The 18627-nt window shown below is 39.5% G+C and carries 12 protein-coding genes; 5 read left to right on the top strand and 7 right to left on the bottom strand.

The features are described from left to right. Positions 1–27: 27 nt before the first annotated feature. Positions 28–687 (bottom strand): beta/alpha barrel domain-containing protein, encoded by a 660-nt coding sequence (locus tag J4N25_RS24340; RefSeq protein ID WP_207424503.1) that lies wholly within the window; start codon positions 685–687, stop codon positions 28–30. A 241-nt stretch (positions 688–928) separates the two neighbouring features. Here J4N25_RS24340 and J4N25_RS24335 point away from each other — a divergent pair, with 241 nt between their 5' ends. From J4N25_RS24335 to J4N25_RS24325, 3 genes are all read left to right on the top strand, one after another. Then, entirely contained in the window at positions 929–1954 is a 1026-nt protein-coding gene (locus tag J4N25_RS24335) for a sugar kinase (RefSeq protein ID WP_207424502.1), read from the top strand. Positions 1955–2084: 130 nt separating this feature from the next. Then, positions 2085–2528: a NanQ anomerase/TabA/YiaL family protein gene (locus J4N25_RS24330; RefSeq protein ID WP_207424501.1), complete on the top strand. Its 444-nt coding sequence runs from the start codon at positions 2085–2087 to the stop codon at positions 2526–2528. Positions 2529–2840: 312 nt separating this feature from the next. Next, positions 2841–4661 (top strand): M61 family metallopeptidase, encoded by a 1821-nt coding sequence (locus tag J4N25_RS24325; RefSeq protein WP_207424500.1) that lies wholly within the window; start codon positions 2841–2843, stop codon positions 4659–4661. A gap of 59 nt (positions 4662–4720) precedes the next feature. Here J4N25_RS24325 and J4N25_RS24320 read toward each other — a convergent pair whose 3' ends face one another. The 6 genes from J4N25_RS24320 to J4N25_RS24295 form a co-directional block, all read right to left on the bottom strand. After that, on the bottom strand, positions 4721–6211 hold the full coding sequence (locus tag J4N25_RS24320; RefSeq protein WP_207424499.1) for a UxaA family hydrolase: 1491 nt from the start codon (positions 6209–6211) through the stop codon (positions 4721–4723). A 91-nt stretch (positions 6212–6302) separates the two neighbouring features. Continuing rightward, the gene (locus J4N25_RS24315) at positions 6303–7748 is read right to left on the bottom strand and encodes a tagaturonate reductase (protein ID WP_207424498.1); all 1446 of its coding nucleotides are present in this window, start codon (positions 7746–7748) and stop codon (positions 6303–6305) included. A gap of 149 nt (positions 7749–7897) precedes the next feature. Then, positions 7898–8917: a sugar kinase gene (locus J4N25_RS24310; protein WP_369410882.1), complete on the bottom strand. Its 1020-nt coding sequence runs from the start codon at positions 8915–8917 to the stop codon at positions 7898–7900. Further along, a complete protein-coding gene (gene uxaC, locus J4N25_RS24305; RefSeq protein WP_207424497.1) occupies positions 8914–10314 on the bottom strand; it encodes a glucuronate isomerase in 1401 nt (466 codons plus the stop codon). Before uxaC ends, J4N25_RS24310 begins: the two co-directional genes overlap by 4 nt. Positions 10315–10391: 77 nt before the next feature. After that, complete coding sequence (locus J4N25_RS24300) at positions 10392–12410, bottom strand: glycoside hydrolase family 88/105 protein (RefSeq protein ID WP_207424496.1); 2019 nt, start codon at positions 12408–12410, stop codon at positions 10392–10394. A gap of 14 nt (positions 12411–12424) precedes the next feature. Beyond that, positions 12425–14101, bottom strand: a complete 1677-nt coding sequence (locus J4N25_RS24295; RefSeq protein ID WP_207424495.1) for a glycoside hydrolase family 28 protein — start codon at positions 14099–14101, stop codon at positions 12425–12427. 752 nt (positions 14102–14853) lie between these two features. Between J4N25_RS24295 and J4N25_RS24290 the strand changes: the two genes are divergently transcribed. Both J4N25_RS24290 and J4N25_RS24285 read left to right on the top strand, forming a co-directional pair. Further along, positions 14854–15789 (top strand): hypothetical protein, encoded by a 936-nt coding sequence (locus tag J4N25_RS24290; protein WP_207424494.1) that lies wholly within the window; start codon positions 14854–14856, stop codon positions 15787–15789. A 373-nt stretch (positions 15790–16162) separates the two neighbouring features. Beyond that, the gene (locus J4N25_RS24285; protein ID WP_207424493.1) at positions 16163–18610 is read left to right on the top strand and encodes a TonB-dependent receptor; all 2448 of its coding nucleotides are present in this window, start codon (positions 16163–16165) and stop codon (positions 18608–18610) included. Positions 18611–18627: the final 17 nt, after the last annotated feature.

The raw sequence follows: 18627 nt of genomic DNA, 5'->3' as shown, positions 1-18627 counted from the left end.
TCGTTTAATGTAGGTTTATAACCCAGGTTATTTGCAGGAATTGATTACCTCAAGAACTTTTACAGTATTCTCTGTTAACAAGTCGTACTGCTTGTTATCCATAATATCTTTAGTAACCAGGTTACTACCCATACCAACAGCACAAACACCTGCTTTAAACCATCCTGAAATGTTTTCTTTCGTTGTATCAACACCTCCTGTAGGCATGAAAAGAAGGTTTGGAAATAAAGCTTTAATTCCTGAAAGGAAGCTTGGACCCAAGATATTACCAGGGAACAATTTAACGAATTTAGCACCTAGTTTCTCAGCCTTGATGATTTCTGAAGGAGTCATACAGCCCGGAACCCAAAGGATACCTTTAGACTCTGCCCATTCTGCAACATCTTCTACTAGTCCAGGGCTAATTACATAGTCTGCGCCTGCATTAACAAAAGCTTCAGCAGCAGCAGCGTCTTTAATTGTACCTACACCAAGTAGCATTCCTGGAAGTTCGGCATCGATAACTTTTTTCATTTCAGCAAAGTTTGTCAATGCTGCTTCTCCACGGTTGGTATATTCAACAGTTCTGATACCAGCTTTATATAACGCTCTTAACAGGTCAACACTTGTCTGTGTATCTTTATTAAAATACAATGGTAATATTCCCTGGTCAGTAATTACTTTTAGAACTTCTTCTTTCTTACTCATATCAAATTATTGGAATTTTTTTAGATGATTTATAATCGAGGGCTAAAGTAGAAATTTTATATAAAACTATGTAGCTTTTTACCCTAAAGGTGATGAGAATCACGCCTCTGGTAACAAAAAAATTATGCAATCGTTCCCGATGATTTTTTCCGTCCAAATACACTAAGTCTTTAACTTTAATGTACTTTTGCCAAGTTTTTAACTAGATTTTTAAACCTCTAATAATTAAATAGACTTAAAGATGTCAAAAAAAGTAGTGACCCTCGGAGAGATCATGCTACGTTTATCTACTCCAGGATTCGAGCGTTTTGTACAAAGCGATAGCTTTGATGTAACTTATGGCGGTGGTGAAGCTAACGTTGCTGTTGCTGTAACTAACTACGGTTTAAACGGTGTTTTCGTTTCTAAAGTTCCTGATAATGCTATCGGACAAGCGGCTATCAACCATTTACGTCGTTATGGTGTAGATACTCAGTACGTTGCAAGAGGTGGAAAAAGATTAGGTATCTATTTCCTTGAAACAGGTGCTTCTATGCGTGCTTCTCAGGTTATTTATGACCGTGCTGATGCTGCTATTGCTGAAGTTAAAGCTTCTGAGTTTGACTGGGATGCTATCTTCGAAGGTGCTGACTGGTTCCACACTACCGGTATCACTCCTGCATTGAGCGATGCTGCTGCTGCTCTTACTTTAGAAGCTCTTAAAGCTGCTAAAGCTAAAGGTATCACTACAAGTATTGACCTTAATTACCGCAAGAAACTTTGGAGTAAAGAAAAAGCTCGTCAGGTAATGACTGAACTTTGTCAATATGTTGACGTTTGTATCGGTAACGAAGAAGATGCTGAAACTAGTTTAGGTTTCAAAGCTGAAGGTACTGACATCACTAAAGGTGAATTGAACCTTGATGGATACAAATCAGTATGTAAGCAAATGAAAGAGAAATTCGGATTCAAGTACATTGCTTCAACTTTACGCGAAAGCCATAGTGCTTCTGACAACGGTTGGTCTGCCTTAGTTTATGATGGTAACGAATTCTATCACACTAAACAATACGAAGTTCGTATCGTTGACCGTGTGGGTTCTGGTGACTCTTTCGCTTCTGGTTTTATCACTGGTTTAGTAACTGGAAAATCAATGGGCGAAGCTGCTGAGTTTGGTGTTGCTGCATCTGCATTAAAACACACAATTCCTGGCGACTTAAATCACGCTACTTTATCTGAAGTTGAAACGTTGATGAACGGTGATGCTTCTGGTCGTGTACAACGCTAATAAACCCGATTCCCGGTTTTAAATCGGGCCACACCCCCAGAAGGGGGAGAATGGGTAAAACTCATATATCCGCCTTGCATAAGTAAGGCGGATTTTTTTATTTTTAACAACCATATAAATAGGAAATTAAATGATTATCGATTCATTACAGAACGCTGAAAAATATTACGGTGTTCACCCTCTTTTCAAACAAGCTTTTGAGTGGATTAAAAGCCAGGACCTTTCTTCTCTTGAAGTTGGTAAATGGGAGATTGCTGACGGGTTAAAAGCCGGAACATCAGATAAAGAAGCTTATACAGCTGAGACTGCTAAGTTTGAGTGCCATAACAACTGGATGGACATTCAAGTAGCTTTATCTCCAAAAGAGACCTTCGGATACTCCGAGCGCAGCACTGTTTCTGATCCTGCAGGCGAATATAATGCGGAAAAAGACGTGATATTCTGGAAAGATAAACCCGGCACTTACTTCGATCTTCAATTTGGCCAGTTCGCAGTATTCTTCCCGGAAGATGTTCATGCTCCTCAAATTGGGGAAGGAAATATCAAGAAGTTAGTTGTTAAGATTAAGATATAGTCATCAGATATTCTAACCCTATAGGTATCTATCTTATAGGGTTAGCTTTCTTTTACTTAAAAAAACCTTCTTTATCACGTTTCAACAGCAGTTTCCTTTTTTTAATCTCGTCCATTTCGAAAGTACGCCAAACCACCTAGAATAGGCTTAATAACAATAATGAACATCTTTGTAGCGCTTTCTCTAAATTTGCTCGTTATAATGCCTTTGGACAATAGAAAATAAGAGCAGTCTGAAATAGTGTTATTATTAAAATTATCATCAAATTATTGATCATAGAATTTAATCTGTGCCAGTTAATCCTATCACTTTATGAAACTAAAATTTTTACTCCTCCTCGCTTTTTTAAGCGTTAAGACCAAAGCTCAATACCAGTATGACGTTGACTTAATTAATATAGAAAAAGACCAGGTAAAAGTTGAGCTGCGTACTCCAAAAGTTACCCATGAAACTGTTACTTATTCTTTTCCCAAGGCTATACCTGGATCTTATGCCAGAAAAGATTATGGTAGATTTATCAGCGATTTTACAGCTTTTAGTAAAGAGGGGAAGAAGCTAAAAGTAGAAAAACTCAATACAAACCAGTACCGAATAAGTAATGCTCAATCTTTAGAGAAAATACGGTATCAAGTAAAGGATACCTGGGATGAAATGCATAAAGACTTTATATTTCAACCAGGTGGAACAAATATAGAGGAAGGCAAAAATTTTGTTATCAATAACCATGCTTTTTATGGATATTTTGAAGAATACAAGACACTCCCTATCGAACTAACTGTAGCTAAACCTTCCGATCTTTTTGCAGCTACCCATCTGCCGGTTGAGAATAAGTCAAATACTGTTGATAGGCTATATGCAAAAAACTACGTAGAGCTTGCCGATAACCCTGTTATTTATGCAAAACCTGATACAAGTTCCTTTATGGTTGGTAAGACTAGAATAAACGTATTTGTTTACTCTGCTACAGGGAAGGTTAAAAGTCAACAAGTAGCGGACTTACTTAAGCCTATGGTTACCGCTATGGATAAGTTCTTTAGTGGTCTTCCTGTATCATCCTATCAGTTCTTATATTTCTTTGAAGACCCCAAGAAGGGATTGGTAGATAGAAGCAAGGGGGAGGGAGGCTTCGGAGCCCTTGAACATAATTATAGCTCCCTATATTATTTGCCAGAAACCTCCTTTAAAAATGAGCTTAAGTCGATGCTTCTTGATGTTTCTACACACGAGTTCCTTCATATTCTTACTCCACTAAATCTTCATAGTACTGAAATCGAAAACTTTGATTTTACTAGTCCCAAGATGTCTCAACATTTATGGTTGTATGAAGGTGTTACGGAGTATTTTTCTCAATTAGCTCAATTGCAGAGCAATTTGATTGATGAAAAGAAGTTTATCAAAGCGATGCAGGAAAAAATTTATCAATCTGTAGAGTTTGGTGATTTCTCAATGACTGAAATGAGCAGGAGGGTAATGGAGGATGAATTTCAAAAGAAGTATACAAGCGTTTATAACCGGGGTGCACTTTTAGCTTTAATGTTAGACCTTGAAATTCGACAGAAGACAGCAGGAGTTAAGTCATTGAAGTCAGTGGTTCAAAGTTTAGCAGGTAAGTATGGGCCTCAAAAGCCTTTTCAAGACGAATCTCTACTTGACCTTTTTATTGCTGAATCACATCCTGACATTGCAAATTTCTTTAACGCTTATATAAAAGGGGTATCGAAAATGCCGATTAAGGAATATTTTGGAAAGATCGGATTCGACTGTCATCCATATAAAAGGATAGAAGGGTATTATGCAGGAAGGTTTGGGAAGAGGTTTGACGAGAGCCTAAACGTTACTGTCTTCACTAACGTAGAAAAAAACCTATTGGGCCTGCAAAATGGAGATATACTCTTGAGAATCCAGGATATAGAGGTGACCAACGACAATGTTGAAGAGCTATGGGAAAGATACTTTGACTTCAATTTAAATGCCCCAGAAGTGTATGTAACAGTCCGCCGGAAGGGAGTTGAGCAAGTTTTAAGTGCAAAGCTTTACCGTGTACACGTAGATCTTAATAACTACCTGGAAGAAGCTAAAGAACTTACTCCAGAACAAAAGCAGCTGTTCCATAGCCTTGTTACTCAAAGATAAAACGAAAAAGGGGCATCATTTCTGACGCCCCTTCTCTATTTAAAACTCGACTATATGCATTACAATGTTACTCCGGTTTTGAAGATTGCAATTTCACGGAAACCGTTTTTCTCGTGATGAGCTTTCTCTCCGCTTGCAACTCTGATAATTTTATCAGCAAACTCTTTCAACGCTTCGTCAAAAGTTTTGTCTTCAGCCAAAGGACCTGCATTATAATCGATCCAGTGTGGCTTCTTAGTAGCAAGCTCATTATTGGTAGAGATCTTCAATGTTGGGATAAAACTACCGAATGGTGTACCACGACCAGTGGTAAACAAAACAATATGACAACCAGATGCTCCTAAAGCAGTAGTAGCAACCAGGTCGTTACCAGGAGCTGAAAGAAGGTTTAAACCTTTAGTCTTTACACGCTCACCATATTTCAATACGTCAACAACATTAGCGATACCACCTTTTTGAGTACAACCTAAAGACTTGTCTTCCAAAGTACTGATACCACCAGCCTTATTACCTGGAGACGGGTTTTCATAAATTGGTTGTTTCTGGTCGATGAAGTATTGTTTGAAATCATTGATTAAATGAACTGTTTTATCAAAAACTTGTTCGTTCACACAACGACTCATTAAAATTGTTTCAGCACCAAACATTTCAGGAACCTCAGTTAAGATAGTAGTTCCACCTTGGCTGATCAACCAATCAGAGAAATAACCTAAAAGTGGGTTAGCAGTAATACCTGACAAACCATCAGATCCACCACATTTCAAACCAACTTTAAGTTCTGAAACTGGGATCGGCTCACGTTTGTCCTGACGAACAACCTCGTAGATTTCTTTCAGTAATGCTTTAGCATCTTCAACTTCGTCTGAAGTGCTCTGGCTTGAAAGGAATTTAATACGGCTCTTATCGTAGTTGCCTAAAGACGCTTCAAACTCGTCGATCTTATTGTTTTCACAACCAAGACCAAGAATTAATACACCACCAGCATTAGGATGTAAAGTAATATCACCCAGGATCTGACGAGTGTTCTCGTGGTCATCACCTAACTGCGAACAACCGTAGCTATGCTTAAACACTTCAATCCCTTCTAAGTCAGTTGGATTTTCTTCAGCCTTGAACTCACGGATGATCTGTTCTGCAATACCGTTCACACAACCTACTGTAGGAACGATCCAGATCTCATTACGGATGCCAACATCTCCGTTTGCACGACGGTAACCATTGAACGTACGACCTTCAAATGCGTGAGGAAGGCTGTCCAACAATTGCGGTTCATAAGAGTAATCAAAAACATCTTTCAAATTAGTCTTGACGTTCTGTACGTGCACATGCTCGCCTGTTTTAATATCCGCAATCGCATGACCAATAGGGTAACCGTATTTGATAATATCAGAACCGCTGGCTATATCTTCAGTAGCAATTTTATGTCCGCGTTCAACGTCGCTAATTACAATAATGCGCTTTCCCTCAACCTCGATTACATCTCCAACACTGAAACTTTTCAGTGCTATCACCACATTATCCTTCGAATGTATTTTAATAAACTCTTTCATGTATCAATCCTTTCTAAACAGGTAGGAACCAAAGCCTTATACTACAAATTTACTAAAAGGGTTCGGTTCCCGCTGTCTTATTAATGTTATTTTAAACAGTCTCAATTGCTTTCTGCATACCTAACTTCTCAATATTAGTTAAGTGTTTGGTAACAGCAGCAGTTAATCCTTCAACTTTATTTAAATTCGTTTTCCAGTTTCTTTCGAAACCTAAAACTTCAGTAACCACATCTTCAAACGATTCGTCAGTACCATCGTATTTAGCCCATGCAGTTTTCAAAAGCTCGATAAGAGGTGCATCATCATTTAAGTTAATAGCCTCTTCTCCACGTTTTCCTTTGTAAAAGGCAATAGTAGCTGCCAAAGAGAAAGCTAGTTTTTGTGGGATTTCTCCTTTTCTCTTAATGTACTCTAATACTGAAGGCAATACGCGAGTTTCGAACTTAGACCATGAGTTCAAAGAGATGCTCATTAACAAGTGCTTGATGTATGGGTTACGGAAACGATCGATAACATCAGCAGCAAATTGTTCAAGCTCCTCTTTTGGCAAATCTAAAGTCGGGATGATCTCATCGTAAATAGCATCCTTCAGGAATTTTCCTACCACCTCATGCTCAACCGACTCGCGTACAGTATCCAAACCGTATAGGTAAGCTACAGGAACCAAGGTAGTATGTGCACCATTCAAGATCCTTACTTTACGGGTACGATAAGGGCTCATATCCGGAACGTATTTCACATCCAGCCCTAGAGAAGGAAACTGTAGTTCTTGTTGTAAAGACTCAGGCGCTTCAATCACCCACAGGTGGAAAGGCTCAGCTTCAACAACTTGTTTATCTTCATAACCAAGTTCTTCAGTAATTTCAGTTATACGCTCGCGAGGATACCCCGGAACAATACGGTCAACCAAAGTATTGCTGAAAGTACATGCACTGTTTAACCAGTTAACAAAACCTTCTTCAAGGCTCCATTTAGAAGCTAATTGAAGGATGATACGCTTAAGGTTATCCGCATTTTTGTCGATAAGTTCACAAGGGATGATATGAATTCCTTTTGAAGCATCACCATTGAAAGTTTTATAACGGTGATTTAACCAAACAGCAAGCTTTGCAGGGAAAGAGTTCGGAGGAGTCATTGTAGGCTCATCGTTCTCATCATAAGCAATACCGGCCTCAGTTGTGTTTGAAATCACGTAACGCATTTCAGGATTCTCAGCTGTTTTTAAATAAGCAGCAAAATCAGCATACGGATTAATAGCACGGCTAATTACATCCATAGTGGCATGCTTACTTTCAGGCTTTCCATCCTTCAAGCCGCGTAAGTAAAGCGTGTATAGGCCGTCCTGCTCATTCAGCATATCAGCCATACCATGAGCAATAGGCTGTACAGCTACAACCGAACCGCTAAATTTTCCGCTATTGTTAAGCTCCTGGAAGAACCAGTCAACAAAAGCACGAAGGAAGTTACCTTCACCAAACTGAAGAATCTTCTCTGGATATTCGCGATATCCTGTATACGTTTTCTTACTTAATTGCATGATTTCTAAATCAATATTTAATCTTAAATCTTATAACTCAATTATTCTTAATCGTCTTGACCCCATTTGTCAATCGATTTCTATTCGTAACTCCAAAAGTCAAATCGACGTGTGCCCCTTCTGGTCGGCCTTTCCATCGTTTGCGTTACTTACGCATCATTATCAGTACGGAGCTTACTTACTGTGAACACATCCTGGTCAGTAGCATCACCCTGTTCCTGCAACTTACCGAAGGCCGCTGCAGTAGCATAATTCACAATATCTTGTGGTTGATGATGGTTGTAGAAACCATAGATCAATCCCGCCATAAAACAATCGCCACTTCCTGAACGGTCAATTACCCCTTTAGTCCTGAACTCTGGCGAGTTGTATTGCTTACCATCAGTGAAAAGGCTCGTGTAATAAAGCAAATTGTCTTTATCGCTATCAAAACGGAACGTATTTGCCACCGATTTACATCTTGGAAATCTTTCCTTTATTTCCAATGAAGTAGCTTTAGCATGTTCGAGGTAATCTTCTTTTCTGCCCTTTTCATGGATCTGCTCGTCAATAGAAGTGCCTAAGAGGCTGTTGGCTGCCCAGATATTCCCCATTACCAAGTCGCAGTGCTCCACAAGAGCCGGGATTACTTCGATAGGCTGCTTACCGTACTTCCATAATCTCGAACGATAGTTCAGATCAATCGAAGTAGTAATTTTTTTTCTTGAGGCCGCTTCCAACGCTTCCAAACAAACATCAGCAACATTTTGGTTTAAAGCAGGACTAATAGCTGTAAGGTTAAGCCAGGAAACATCGCGTAGCACTTTATCCCAATCGATCATTCCCCGTTTTAATTCAGAAAAAGAAGAACGTTCGCGGTCGTATACAACGCTGCTTTTCAGATCGGCTCCCCTGTCGAGGTAATATACCCCGACACGGTTACCAGAAAAGAGGATAGAGGAAGTATAAATTCCCCTATACTCTAAATAATCTAATATGTAACGCGACATAAAGTTATCGGGAAGCACAGTACAATATTTCACAGGTACATTCCATCCCGCCAAAGCCGTAGCAGTGTTTGCTTCCGCCCCACCCATATATAAATGGAAAGGCTGTTTTTCTTCTACGTCATTTGGAGCCGGCGATACTCGTAGCAGTAATTCGCCAAAGCATAAAACCTTAGTTATCACAGTTCAAAATAGTTCTTCGCGTTGTAGTAACAGATATCTTTAACCACTTTTCCAACCCACTCGATATCGTTAGGTATTTCTCCATTCTCGATATCATCTCCGAATAAATTACAAAGGATTCTTCTGAAGTACTCGTGACGAGGATAAGATAAGAAACTTCTTGAGTCGGTTAACATACCAACTAAGCGACTTAAAAGTCCCATGTTAGAAAGAGCGTTCATTTGTTTGATCATGCCGTCTTTCTGATCAAGGAACCACCAGCCTGAACCAAACTGAACTTTACCAGCAACAGAACCATCATTGAAGTTACCGATCATAGTAGCCATCAATTCGTTATCTGCAGGGTTAAGGTTGTAAAGGATAGTTTTAGCTAACTTATCTTCAGTATCTAGCTTGTTTAAGAATTTAGAAAGCTGACGAGCCTGACTAAAGTCTCCAATTGAATCCCAGCCAGTGTCAGGACCTAGTTGAGTAAGCATACGGGTATTATTATTACGTAATGCTCCTAAGTGGAACTGCTGAACCCAGCCTTTTTCATGATCCCACACCGCAAAGTAGATCAGCATTGCTGATTTGAACTTCAATACCTCCTGGTTAGTTAAAATGTGGTTAGCACGGATCTTATCGAAAATCGCTTTGATCTCAGCGTCCGTATAATCTTCAGCATAGATCTGCTCTAATCCGTGATCAGAGATCCTCGCTCCATTTTCATGGAAGAAATCATGACGCTGTTTTAAAGCTTTAAGATAGGTGTCAAAATCAGATATGCTCAAATCCGTAACAGCCTCTAACTTGCTGATATAAGCATTTAAGCCAGCAACATCTTCTGCAGCCATCGCTTTATCAGGACGGAAGGTTGGACGAGCTGTGAGTCCAAAATTATCTCCATTGATAACCTTGTGCCATTCTAAAGAATCAGTAGGATCATCAGTTGTTCCAACTAACTCTACTTTCTGCATTTTCAACAAGTTCCTTACCGAGTACTCTTTGCTTTGAAGCTTTTCTGTACAGATATCATAGATCTTCCTTGCAGACTTTCCATCCAAAATATCTTTCACGCCGAAATATCTCTGAAGCTCGAGGTGAGTCCAGTGGTAAAGCGGATTTCTTAATGTATAGGGAACTGTTTCAGCCCATTTCTCGAACTTCTCGTAATCGCTCTTGTTTCCAGTGATATACGACTCGTCAACGCCGTTCGTACGCATTGCACGCCATTTATAGTGGTCGCCATATAGCCAAACCTGAGTGATGTTTTCGAAAGTAACATCCTTAGCAATCTGCTCGGGGATCAGGTGATTGTGGTAATCCAGGATCGGCATCTCTTTAGCATAATCATGGTAAAGCGTTTGAGCCGTTTTCGTGTTTAATAAGAAGTTCTCGTCTAAAAACTGTTTCATTATCTATTAGTACTTTCTATCTTTTACTTTGTTATCTTTCTGTCTTTGTCTGTGATGAAAGATTAACTAGTATCTGTCTAATTTAAATTGTGGTTTCCCCTATGGTTACAGAAGTATGCAAACTTAGACAAACCCCAAATAAAACCCGCCTGTTTACTATCATGGGGTGTACTGCAACTATTATTTAGCTTTGCCTGGCTTAATAACCACTCCACCAAATCGTTAGCAGCGTTAAAGTTTTGAAAATCAGCAGGAAGCTTTCTTCCATCTGTGTATTCATTATATAACCACGGATCACCAACTGCGAAAACAGTTCCCTTACCTACTTTGGCCGTAGCAATAATGACATCGCCATTATGGGTGACTGAAGGCTTTGCCGGGCCAGTTAACGTCAAGGTTGAAATCTCTTTCAAATAAGCTTTCTTGGTAGTTTTGAAAATAGGATGATCGGCCGGCATCATTACTGCTCCTTGCTCAAACTGGCTTCCCTGAACCCTGTTCTTACTAACTTCATTAAAATTAATTCCGAAAGCATTTGCCAATTTGTTAAAGTTTTTGAATTCGGCATTTCCCGCATCATTATGGAAAAATACCAAAACACCTCCTGCTTTAACCCAGTCAGAAACTGCTTTTACGTGTGCATCCTGTACATAATTTGGTTTTTCTGTTTCCTTTTCTGTATCAGGATCTACAATGATGTATACGCTGGAGTTCTTTAAGTTGGCTGTTGTAGGAGCATCTTCCAGGGTTGATAATTTAGCACCCCTCGCATTAAATAGGTGACCTAGTAACGAATAACCGTTATTATCCTTTTCGCTCCAAATGTAATGGAATGGCTCCATTTTGCCTGTTGCAGGCTCCTTGTGAAACTCGTTATTAAAGTAGGAATCAACCGTTACGGTTTTTCCTTTACCCATTTTAGGAAGTGCAGCGATTTCCATTTCTGAAGCAGCCATCATAAATGCACCTACCCCCTTAGGATCATTGGTGATCACCTTTTCGCGCATGTAATACTCAAAACTACCGTCGCGGTAAGGCTTTCCACCTAATCCGGAGACATTCACTGTACCTTTATAATTTACTTTCTCAGCACTTACTTCTTCCACAAATTCCTTCTTCATGCCAGCATAGGCTTTTTCAGCTACAGACATATAAGATTGCGGTAAGTAACCCAGGCGCACTCCCTTAGCAATAGTAGTTACGAACATCGCTGCTGCGGAAGACTCGAAATAATTACCCTTTCCGTTAGGTACATCAATCACATCGTACCATAAGCCGTTCGGTTGCTGAACTTTCTTAATGGCGTCAGCAAAGCGATTTAATATAGCAATAACCTCTTTGCGCTTTGGATGATTTTCAGGGAAATACTCCAATGCATCAACCAGGCCAACACCGTACCAACCCATTGCACGTCCCCAGACATGAGGAGAGCGGCCTGTGGTTTTATCAGCCCACTGTTGTTCTTTTGATTCATCCCATCCATGATACATTAAGCCTGTTTTAGGATCGCGGGAGTGCTGTTCCATCCAGATGAATTGGTTGGCAACATCATTAAATCCAGCAGCATCATTTGTTAAGGCAGAATATTCAGCATAAAAAGGTTCTCCCATATAAAGACCATCTAACCACATCTGGTTAGGATAAACCTGCTTATGCCAGAAACCTCCCTCTTTAGTACGGGGATGTTTACTCAACTGATCTCTAAAGCCCTGAGCTGCTTTTAAATATTTCTCCTGTCCTGTTACTTTATAAAGAAGTAATACGGATCTGCCGTTCTTTACATGGTCAATATTAAACTCATCCGGCCTGTAGGTTCTAACCGTTCCATCAGCCTGAACGAAGTGATCCATGCTTTTCTTGATGTAGTTGAAATACTTTCCATCTCCGGTTTTATACCAAATGTCAGCTATGCCTTCAAGAATTACACCCTGGTCGTAAGTCCATTTAAAAGGGCGGCCCGTCCATAACGAATCAGCCCAAATATCCATTACCTGTGCAGCCATTCTTTCAGACAGAGGCTTCGTCTGAGCATTAGAAGTGGCAACTTGCAAGGAAAACAGACAAGTTACTGCAGATAAAATTGAAAATTTCTTCATGTGCGTCTATAGGTTTATTTTACTTTTAGCGCCTTTTTAGTCGCCTCCTGATTATACGAAGCAACTACTTTAGCATTAGTAGTTTTAGTATTGGTTACATTAATGTCGGCAGTGCGTTTGCCATTCACGTTGAACAGAACTTCTGCGTCTTTATTGAAAGCTAAGTTATCAAAATAAACTTGAGTACTGTTAACTACATTAACAACAGGCTTGGTTTCTGAAGTTACAACATTAACATTTTTAAGATATAAGCCTTTTGCTTCTTCGATTTCTATCCCTTTTTTAGCCTGGATAGTGATATTTTCAAGAAAAATATTGCTAATGTTCATCTCAGGTAAACCCCTTACAAAAATCGCTTTTTCTGCTCCCTGCGCCACAACATTGCTGATATAGAAGTTTTTGAAAACAGGAGTTGCTTCTGTAACTGGCAATAATTCAACCTTAGGTGCTTCACGTTTCTCGCCTGCTGCAGGAACAGGATCCACAGCAGCATAGTACATATCAAAAAGGATAGCTTCGCCTGGAATATCTTTCATATTGATATTCTTTACAAAAATGTTCTCAACAACTCCGCCTCTTCCCCGGGTGGTTTTAAAACGTAGCCCAATGTCTGTACCTATAAAGGTGTTATCATAAATGTACAGGTTTTTAGCGCCTCCCGACATTTCAGATCCAATTACGAAACCACCATGGGCATGATACACTACGTTGTTTCTTGCAATTAGATTTTCTGTTGGCTTAGCACGAAGGCGTCCCTGCTCATCTCTCCCTGATTTAATACAAATACCATCATCACCCACATCGAAGGTGCTGTTTTCGATCAGAACATTTTTACAGCTTTCAACGTCGATCCCGTCGCCATTCTGAGCATACCATGGGTTCTTGGCATAAACGTTTCTTACGGTAACATCCTCACACATTAAGGGGTGAAGGTTCCAGGCAGGAGAGTTTTGGAAAGTTATCCCTTCTAGCAGTACCTTTTTGCAATTAGTTAAAACCAGCAAGTTCGGACGAAGGAAATCTTTAATCTCCTCAAAGTCTTTTACCGTTTTTCCAGGGGCAATTACACCTGCACCTTTTAATTTAGAGCCTTTTATCGAGCTTTCTGAAGGGTACCACGATTTTTTATCCTCACTTACAACACCACCAGAGGCTACTAACTTCTTCCATTGCGACTCGGTAAGTTTCTCTTTTTTCACCATTCTCCAGGCATCTCCGTTGCCATCTACGATACCATAACCGGTAATTGCAACATTCTCAAGGTTTGTTCCTGAAATTGGAGATTGATTACGAACAGCACCTAAACCTTCCCAATTAGTTTCTACAAGTTTGTATTGAGAGAAGTCTTCCGTAAAACTTATAAGAGCATCTTTAGCGAGGTGTAAGTTAACGTTACTTTTAAGTTCTATCGGACCAGTTAACCATATTCCACGGGGAACAAGTACTACACCTCCTCCTTTTTTGCTTACTTCATCAATCGTTTGGTTAATACTTTTAGTGTTTAATGTGATCCCATCGCTGATCGCTCCATTTTTAACGATACTAACTGTATCTTTCTTAAATTGCGGAAGTTGTACAGTGGGTAGAACCTTTGGCCACTGCTGAGCTTGCGCTTGTTGAGCAAATGCATCGCTTGCACTTATCGCAGCAGCTAATCCCAGAAATGCAAGTACTTTAAATGTGTGTGTCATTTATATTTTGGTTTTCGTTAAAACGGTTAATTCACAATAATAATATCTTAACTCCCCCATCGATCAGGAATAACTATCTTGTTACAAAGATCTGCTTTCGAATTTTTCGCAAATGCATTCAAGAATTAAGCAGGCTTTCAGCATCTTATTATACCCAACAAGCTAATGTAGCAGGTCGACTTTTGCTGACCTTTCGTTATTAAAGGGACTAGTTTTCAACAATTTTAGCGAGTTTATATTAGATAAAAGACGAAATGGTATACAATTTTTACGCAATCGTTTCCGGGAACGATGACGTGAATTTTATGTGTGGGGATTAATGGAAATTGTTGTTTCTGAGGGTCGGGAATTCAAATTTTTTTACCAAATTTGGTTGTAACGTCGATAATCTTTCTACCTCCCAATCCTTATATTTCCTAACTAGAATACTTGTTAAATCCAAAGGCGATGCAAGGTATTATTTTCTTCACTCCAACTTCTGGATGAATCCTTATTTCATCTGTGTTAAATCCATATCCAGTCCACGTATTATCGAAGATATGTGGACTCAATGAAGGGTATGTGATGATTATTTAAGGAGTTATTTCCGCTTTGATTGGACGTTGAAGCAGCCAAGGTAGGTTTGGTCTGCAGAATCTTATAAAGGGGAGATGGGAGAAGAAGAAAATTTTCTTAACTATTGACAGGTAAGTTTTAGATAATTAAATTTACTAGTAAAACTAATAAATTATTTAACTTAAATAACCTTTCTTATGGCAGTTATCGACACAAAAGGAGTAATTCACGGATCTGTTTCTAATATCGTCTATCGTAGCTGGCGCGATCTTAACGTCGTACAGATGAAACCGAATAAAGTTAAACAAACTCTAAGCTCGAAAGAGGCAAGTTTAGAGTTTGGGCTCTGTAGCAGCACAGCAAGGATCATCCGTCAAGCTTTCAAATGGACGTATAAAGGTTACGATGGAGGAATGATCAACCGTTGTACCTCCGCAGTTCGGAAGGCGGTATCTGCCTCCGCAAAGGAAAGAGGCGAAAGGGATATTCACGATGGTGATATGAGCTTTCTTAAGGGCTTCCAGTTCAATAACAACTCGCCAGTAGATAAGGTGCTTAGAGTAAGGGCCTCGGCTGAGCTGAGCCAGGAGAATAAGGTAATTATACACCTTCCCGCTGTTACAGAAAACGATATTAGAGGCTGCGATGCGGCATACTATATTATAAGATTTACTGTCGTAGCTTTTGATTTCAGGAAGAGGGTTTATAGTTATGTTTCGACGAAAGATATCAGGATTGGTAGCAGGGAGGGCTATGCAGGAGGATCTATGGAGTTGGACGAGTTAGTGCCTGAAGGAAGACTAGTGGCCGTATGCATGTCTATTCATGCCTATAGCCAGGTTTTTATCGAGGAAATGGAGACGGTAAATTCCTCTAAATGGAGTCCAGCCGAGCTTTTAAACGTATGGCAGCTCCCTAGTGTTGAAAACATGGATATTAGGACATCAAAAATCACTAAGTCCTTTAGAGCAAATGATCAGGATTGGGTGTTTGACTACGAGGGTCTTGAAATGCTGAAAAGGATAGCGAAACTAAGGGATAAGGCGGTAAAGGTTAACAAACCTTCATCAAAGCTTACTTTTTCAACCAATAAGACAGGCCCTGACTTGCCAAAAGGGGATATTAAGTTTTAATATTTTTCCTTTTATTACCTATTGTCTTGTATTTTGTTCCTAAACTGGATGCTTTCAGCCTTCGGTAAAGAAAGCTATTACCTATATGGCTCTTACTTGGGATACACCGTCGCCGATTTATCACAACAAGGCCATCTATTAGAATAAATCCTTCCCTTACTGTATTTTTTATACTTTTGCACAAATTTTAGGGGTGCTTGTAAACCTAACCAAACCAGGTTTGCAGGCTGAGATTACACCCATGGTTAAACAGAAAAACTCCGGGCCGGAATTTAACAAGGCTGTTTGACAGGAACCTGATCCAGGTAATGCTGGCGTAGGAAGTATTAATGACAATGCACGCCCCTTGTGTTCGTCTAAAATTTCAAAAAGTATGAAGAAGATGAATGTAATAGCCTTCATGGCTATGTTTCTACCATTGTGGGCAGCCGCACAGTTTACGATTTCAGGAAAAGTAGTTGATGGATCTGGTCAACGTCCTCTGGTTGGAGCAAATGTAACCGTTAATCAGTATAGCTCTCAGACAGACGCGAACGGAAATTTCTCTTTCCGTAACCTTAGGGGTGGAAATTATGTAATCAAAGTTACTTTCCTTGGCTTTAACACCTATTCGCAAACTTTGCACCTTTCTGCTGATCAAACGCTAAATGTTGGCCTGCAAGTTTCAAATTTTGTTACAGATGCTGTAATTGTAAAGGCAACAAGAGCCTCAGAAAGTTCTCCAACTACCTATAAAAATATTGACAAGGAGGAGTTGGCAAAGAATAACCTTGGTCAAGACTTACCCTATCTTTTAAATCAAACGCCCTCTGTTGTGGTTAGTTCAGACGCAGGGAATGGAGTAGGTTATACAGGTATTCGTATCCGGGGGAGCGATCCAACCCGTGTTAATGTTACAATAAATGGTATCCCCTATAACGATCCAGAAAGTCAGGGAACCTTTTGGGTAAATCTTCCTGATTTTGCATCGTCAGTAGATAATATACAAATTCAGAGAGGTGTTGGAACTTCAACCAATGGAGCTGTAGCGTTTGGGGGAAGTCTAAATATTCAAACTACAACAAGGCATGATACTGCTTATGCTGAACTGAACAGTGCAGGAGGTTCATTTGGAACTTTAAAGAATACTTTAAATCTGGGATCAGGACTCATGGCTGATAAGTTTACTATTGATGGCCGTTTATCTGCTATTTCTTCAGATGGTTTTATTGATAGAGGTTCGTCCAACTTGAAGTCGTTTTTCTCGAGCGCTGCTTATTATGGAAAAAAAGATCTGGTAAGAGTTAATGTGTTCGGAGGAAAAGAAAAAACTTACCAGGTGTGGAATGGTGTACCGGAAGCTAAGTTAAGAGGCGAAAGTGATGCTTTATTGACCCATTATTATAACAATCAGGGAGTTTTGTATTTTACCCAGGAGGATTCACTAAATCTTTGGGACTCAGATGGGCGGACTTACAGCCAGTTCAGATATAATAATCAAACAGACAATTATAATCAAACCCATTATCAGACTTTGTATACACATACCTTTAATCCTGCATTGTCATTTAATACAGCTTTACACTATACTTTTGGTAAAGGGTATTATGAGGAGTTTAAGAATGGAGCATCGTTGGAAGATTACGGTTTAAACTCAACATTATTCGGGGGAACAGCAGGACAGGAAACTGATCTGGTAAGAAGAAGATGGTTAAAGAATGATTTTTATGGCCTCACCTATTCCTTAGATTACTCTCCCTCAAGTGAATACTCCATTATCATTGGGGGGGCTTATAACGAGTATGACGGAGACCATTTTGGCGAAGTAATTTCGGCTACTTTACCTGTTTCTTCCATTAACCAGCAATACTATTTAGGACGCGGATTGAAGAAGGATTTTAACATCTATGGTCGTATTGACTTTCAGGTAGGAAGGGCCCGCTTATTCTATGATTTACAATACCGGTACGTTGATTATGCAATTACAGGAACTGATAAGACCTTGACAGAGCAAGATCTTCAGTACTATCATAAATTTTTCAATCCTAAAGCTGGGATAACTTATTCAGTTGATAACCATTCTAATATATATGGATCCTTTGCTATCGGAAACAAGGAGCCCAATAGAGATGATTATCGCTACGCTTTGGCAGAGGCCATGCCACAAGCTGAAAATCTGAAGAACGTTGAGGTTGGTTATCGGAATGCTGGCAAAGTTTACAATTTTGGGATAAACTATTATGGGATGTTTTATCGAAATCAACTGGTACTTACTGGTAAGATCAATGACGTTGGTGAGTACATCCGTCAAAATGTACCAACTAGCTATAGGATGGGATTTGAATTAGATGGACGGGTATTGCTTTCAAAAGACCTGAGTTGGGGAGCAAATATTACTTTGAGCAGAAACAAGGTAAAGAACTACACGGAGTATATGGATGACTATGACAACGGAGGCCAAGTCTCTAACACCTATGCAAAAGCTGATATCGCTTTTTCTCCATCTGTTATTGCGGGGAGTGATTTCTCCTATAAGATCGCTAAAGGTTTAGAAGCAACTTTATTATCTAAATATGTAAGTAAGCAATATATGGATAATACCTCTAATGAGGATAGGAAATTAGATCCTTTTTTCGTTAATGATTTTCGCTTAAGATATAATATCCAAGCTCGCAAACTCAAGAATATCGGCCTCACCCTGCTTGTTAATAACGTGTTCGATGAGAAGTACGAATCTAACGGATATACTTATTCTTATATGTATGGCGGTCAGATCACCGAAAACTTTTACTTCCCTCAGGCAGGAACAAACGTTTTGTTAGGATTGAATATAAAATTGTAAAATATAATTTGATTAAA

Source organism: Desertivirga brevis (assembly GCF_017355835.1).
The sequence above is the reverse complement of the archived record's forward strand: the minus strand, read 5'-3'. Positions and strand labels throughout refer to the sequence as shown.

Coding starts and splice junctions, on each gene's coding strand:
- J4N25_RS24340 (WP_207424503.1), bottom strand. CDS start 687: ATGAGTAAGAAAGAAGAAGTTCTAAAAGTAATTACTGACCAGGGAATA.
- J4N25_RS24335 (WP_207424502.1), top strand. CDS start 929: ATGTCAAAAAAAGTAGTGACCCTCGGAGAGATCATGCTACGTTTATCT.
- J4N25_RS24330 (WP_207424501.1), top strand. CDS start 2,085: ATGATTATCGATTCATTACAGAACGCTGAAAAATATTACGGTGTTCAC.
- J4N25_RS24325 (WP_207424500.1), top strand. CDS start 2,841: ATGAAACTAAAATTTTTACTCCTCCTCGCTTTTTTAAGCGTTAAGACC.
- J4N25_RS24320 (WP_207424499.1), bottom strand. CDS start 6,211: ATGAAAGAGTTTATTAAAATACATTCGAAGGATAATGTGGTGATAGCA.
- J4N25_RS24315 (WP_207424498.1), bottom strand. CDS start 7,748: ATGCAATTAAGTAAGAAAACGTATACAGGATATCGCGAATATCCAGAG.
- uxaC (WP_207424497.1), bottom strand. CDS start 10,314: ATGAAACAGTTTTTAGACGAGAACTTCTTATTAAACACGAAAACGGCT.
- J4N25_RS24300 (WP_207424496.1), bottom strand. CDS start 12,410: ATGAAGAAATTTTCAATTTTATCTGCAGTAACTTGTCTGTTTTCCTTG.
- J4N25_RS24295 (WP_207424495.1), bottom strand. CDS start 14,101: ATGACACACACATTTAAAGTACTTGCATTTCTGGGATTAGCTGCTGCG.
- J4N25_RS24290 (WP_207424494.1), top strand. CDS start 14,854: ATGGCAGTTATCGACACAAAAGGAGTAATTCACGGATCTGTTTCTAAT.
- J4N25_RS24285 (WP_207424493.1), top strand. CDS start 16,163: ATGAAGAAGATGAATGTAATAGCCTTCATGGCTATGTTTCTACCATTG.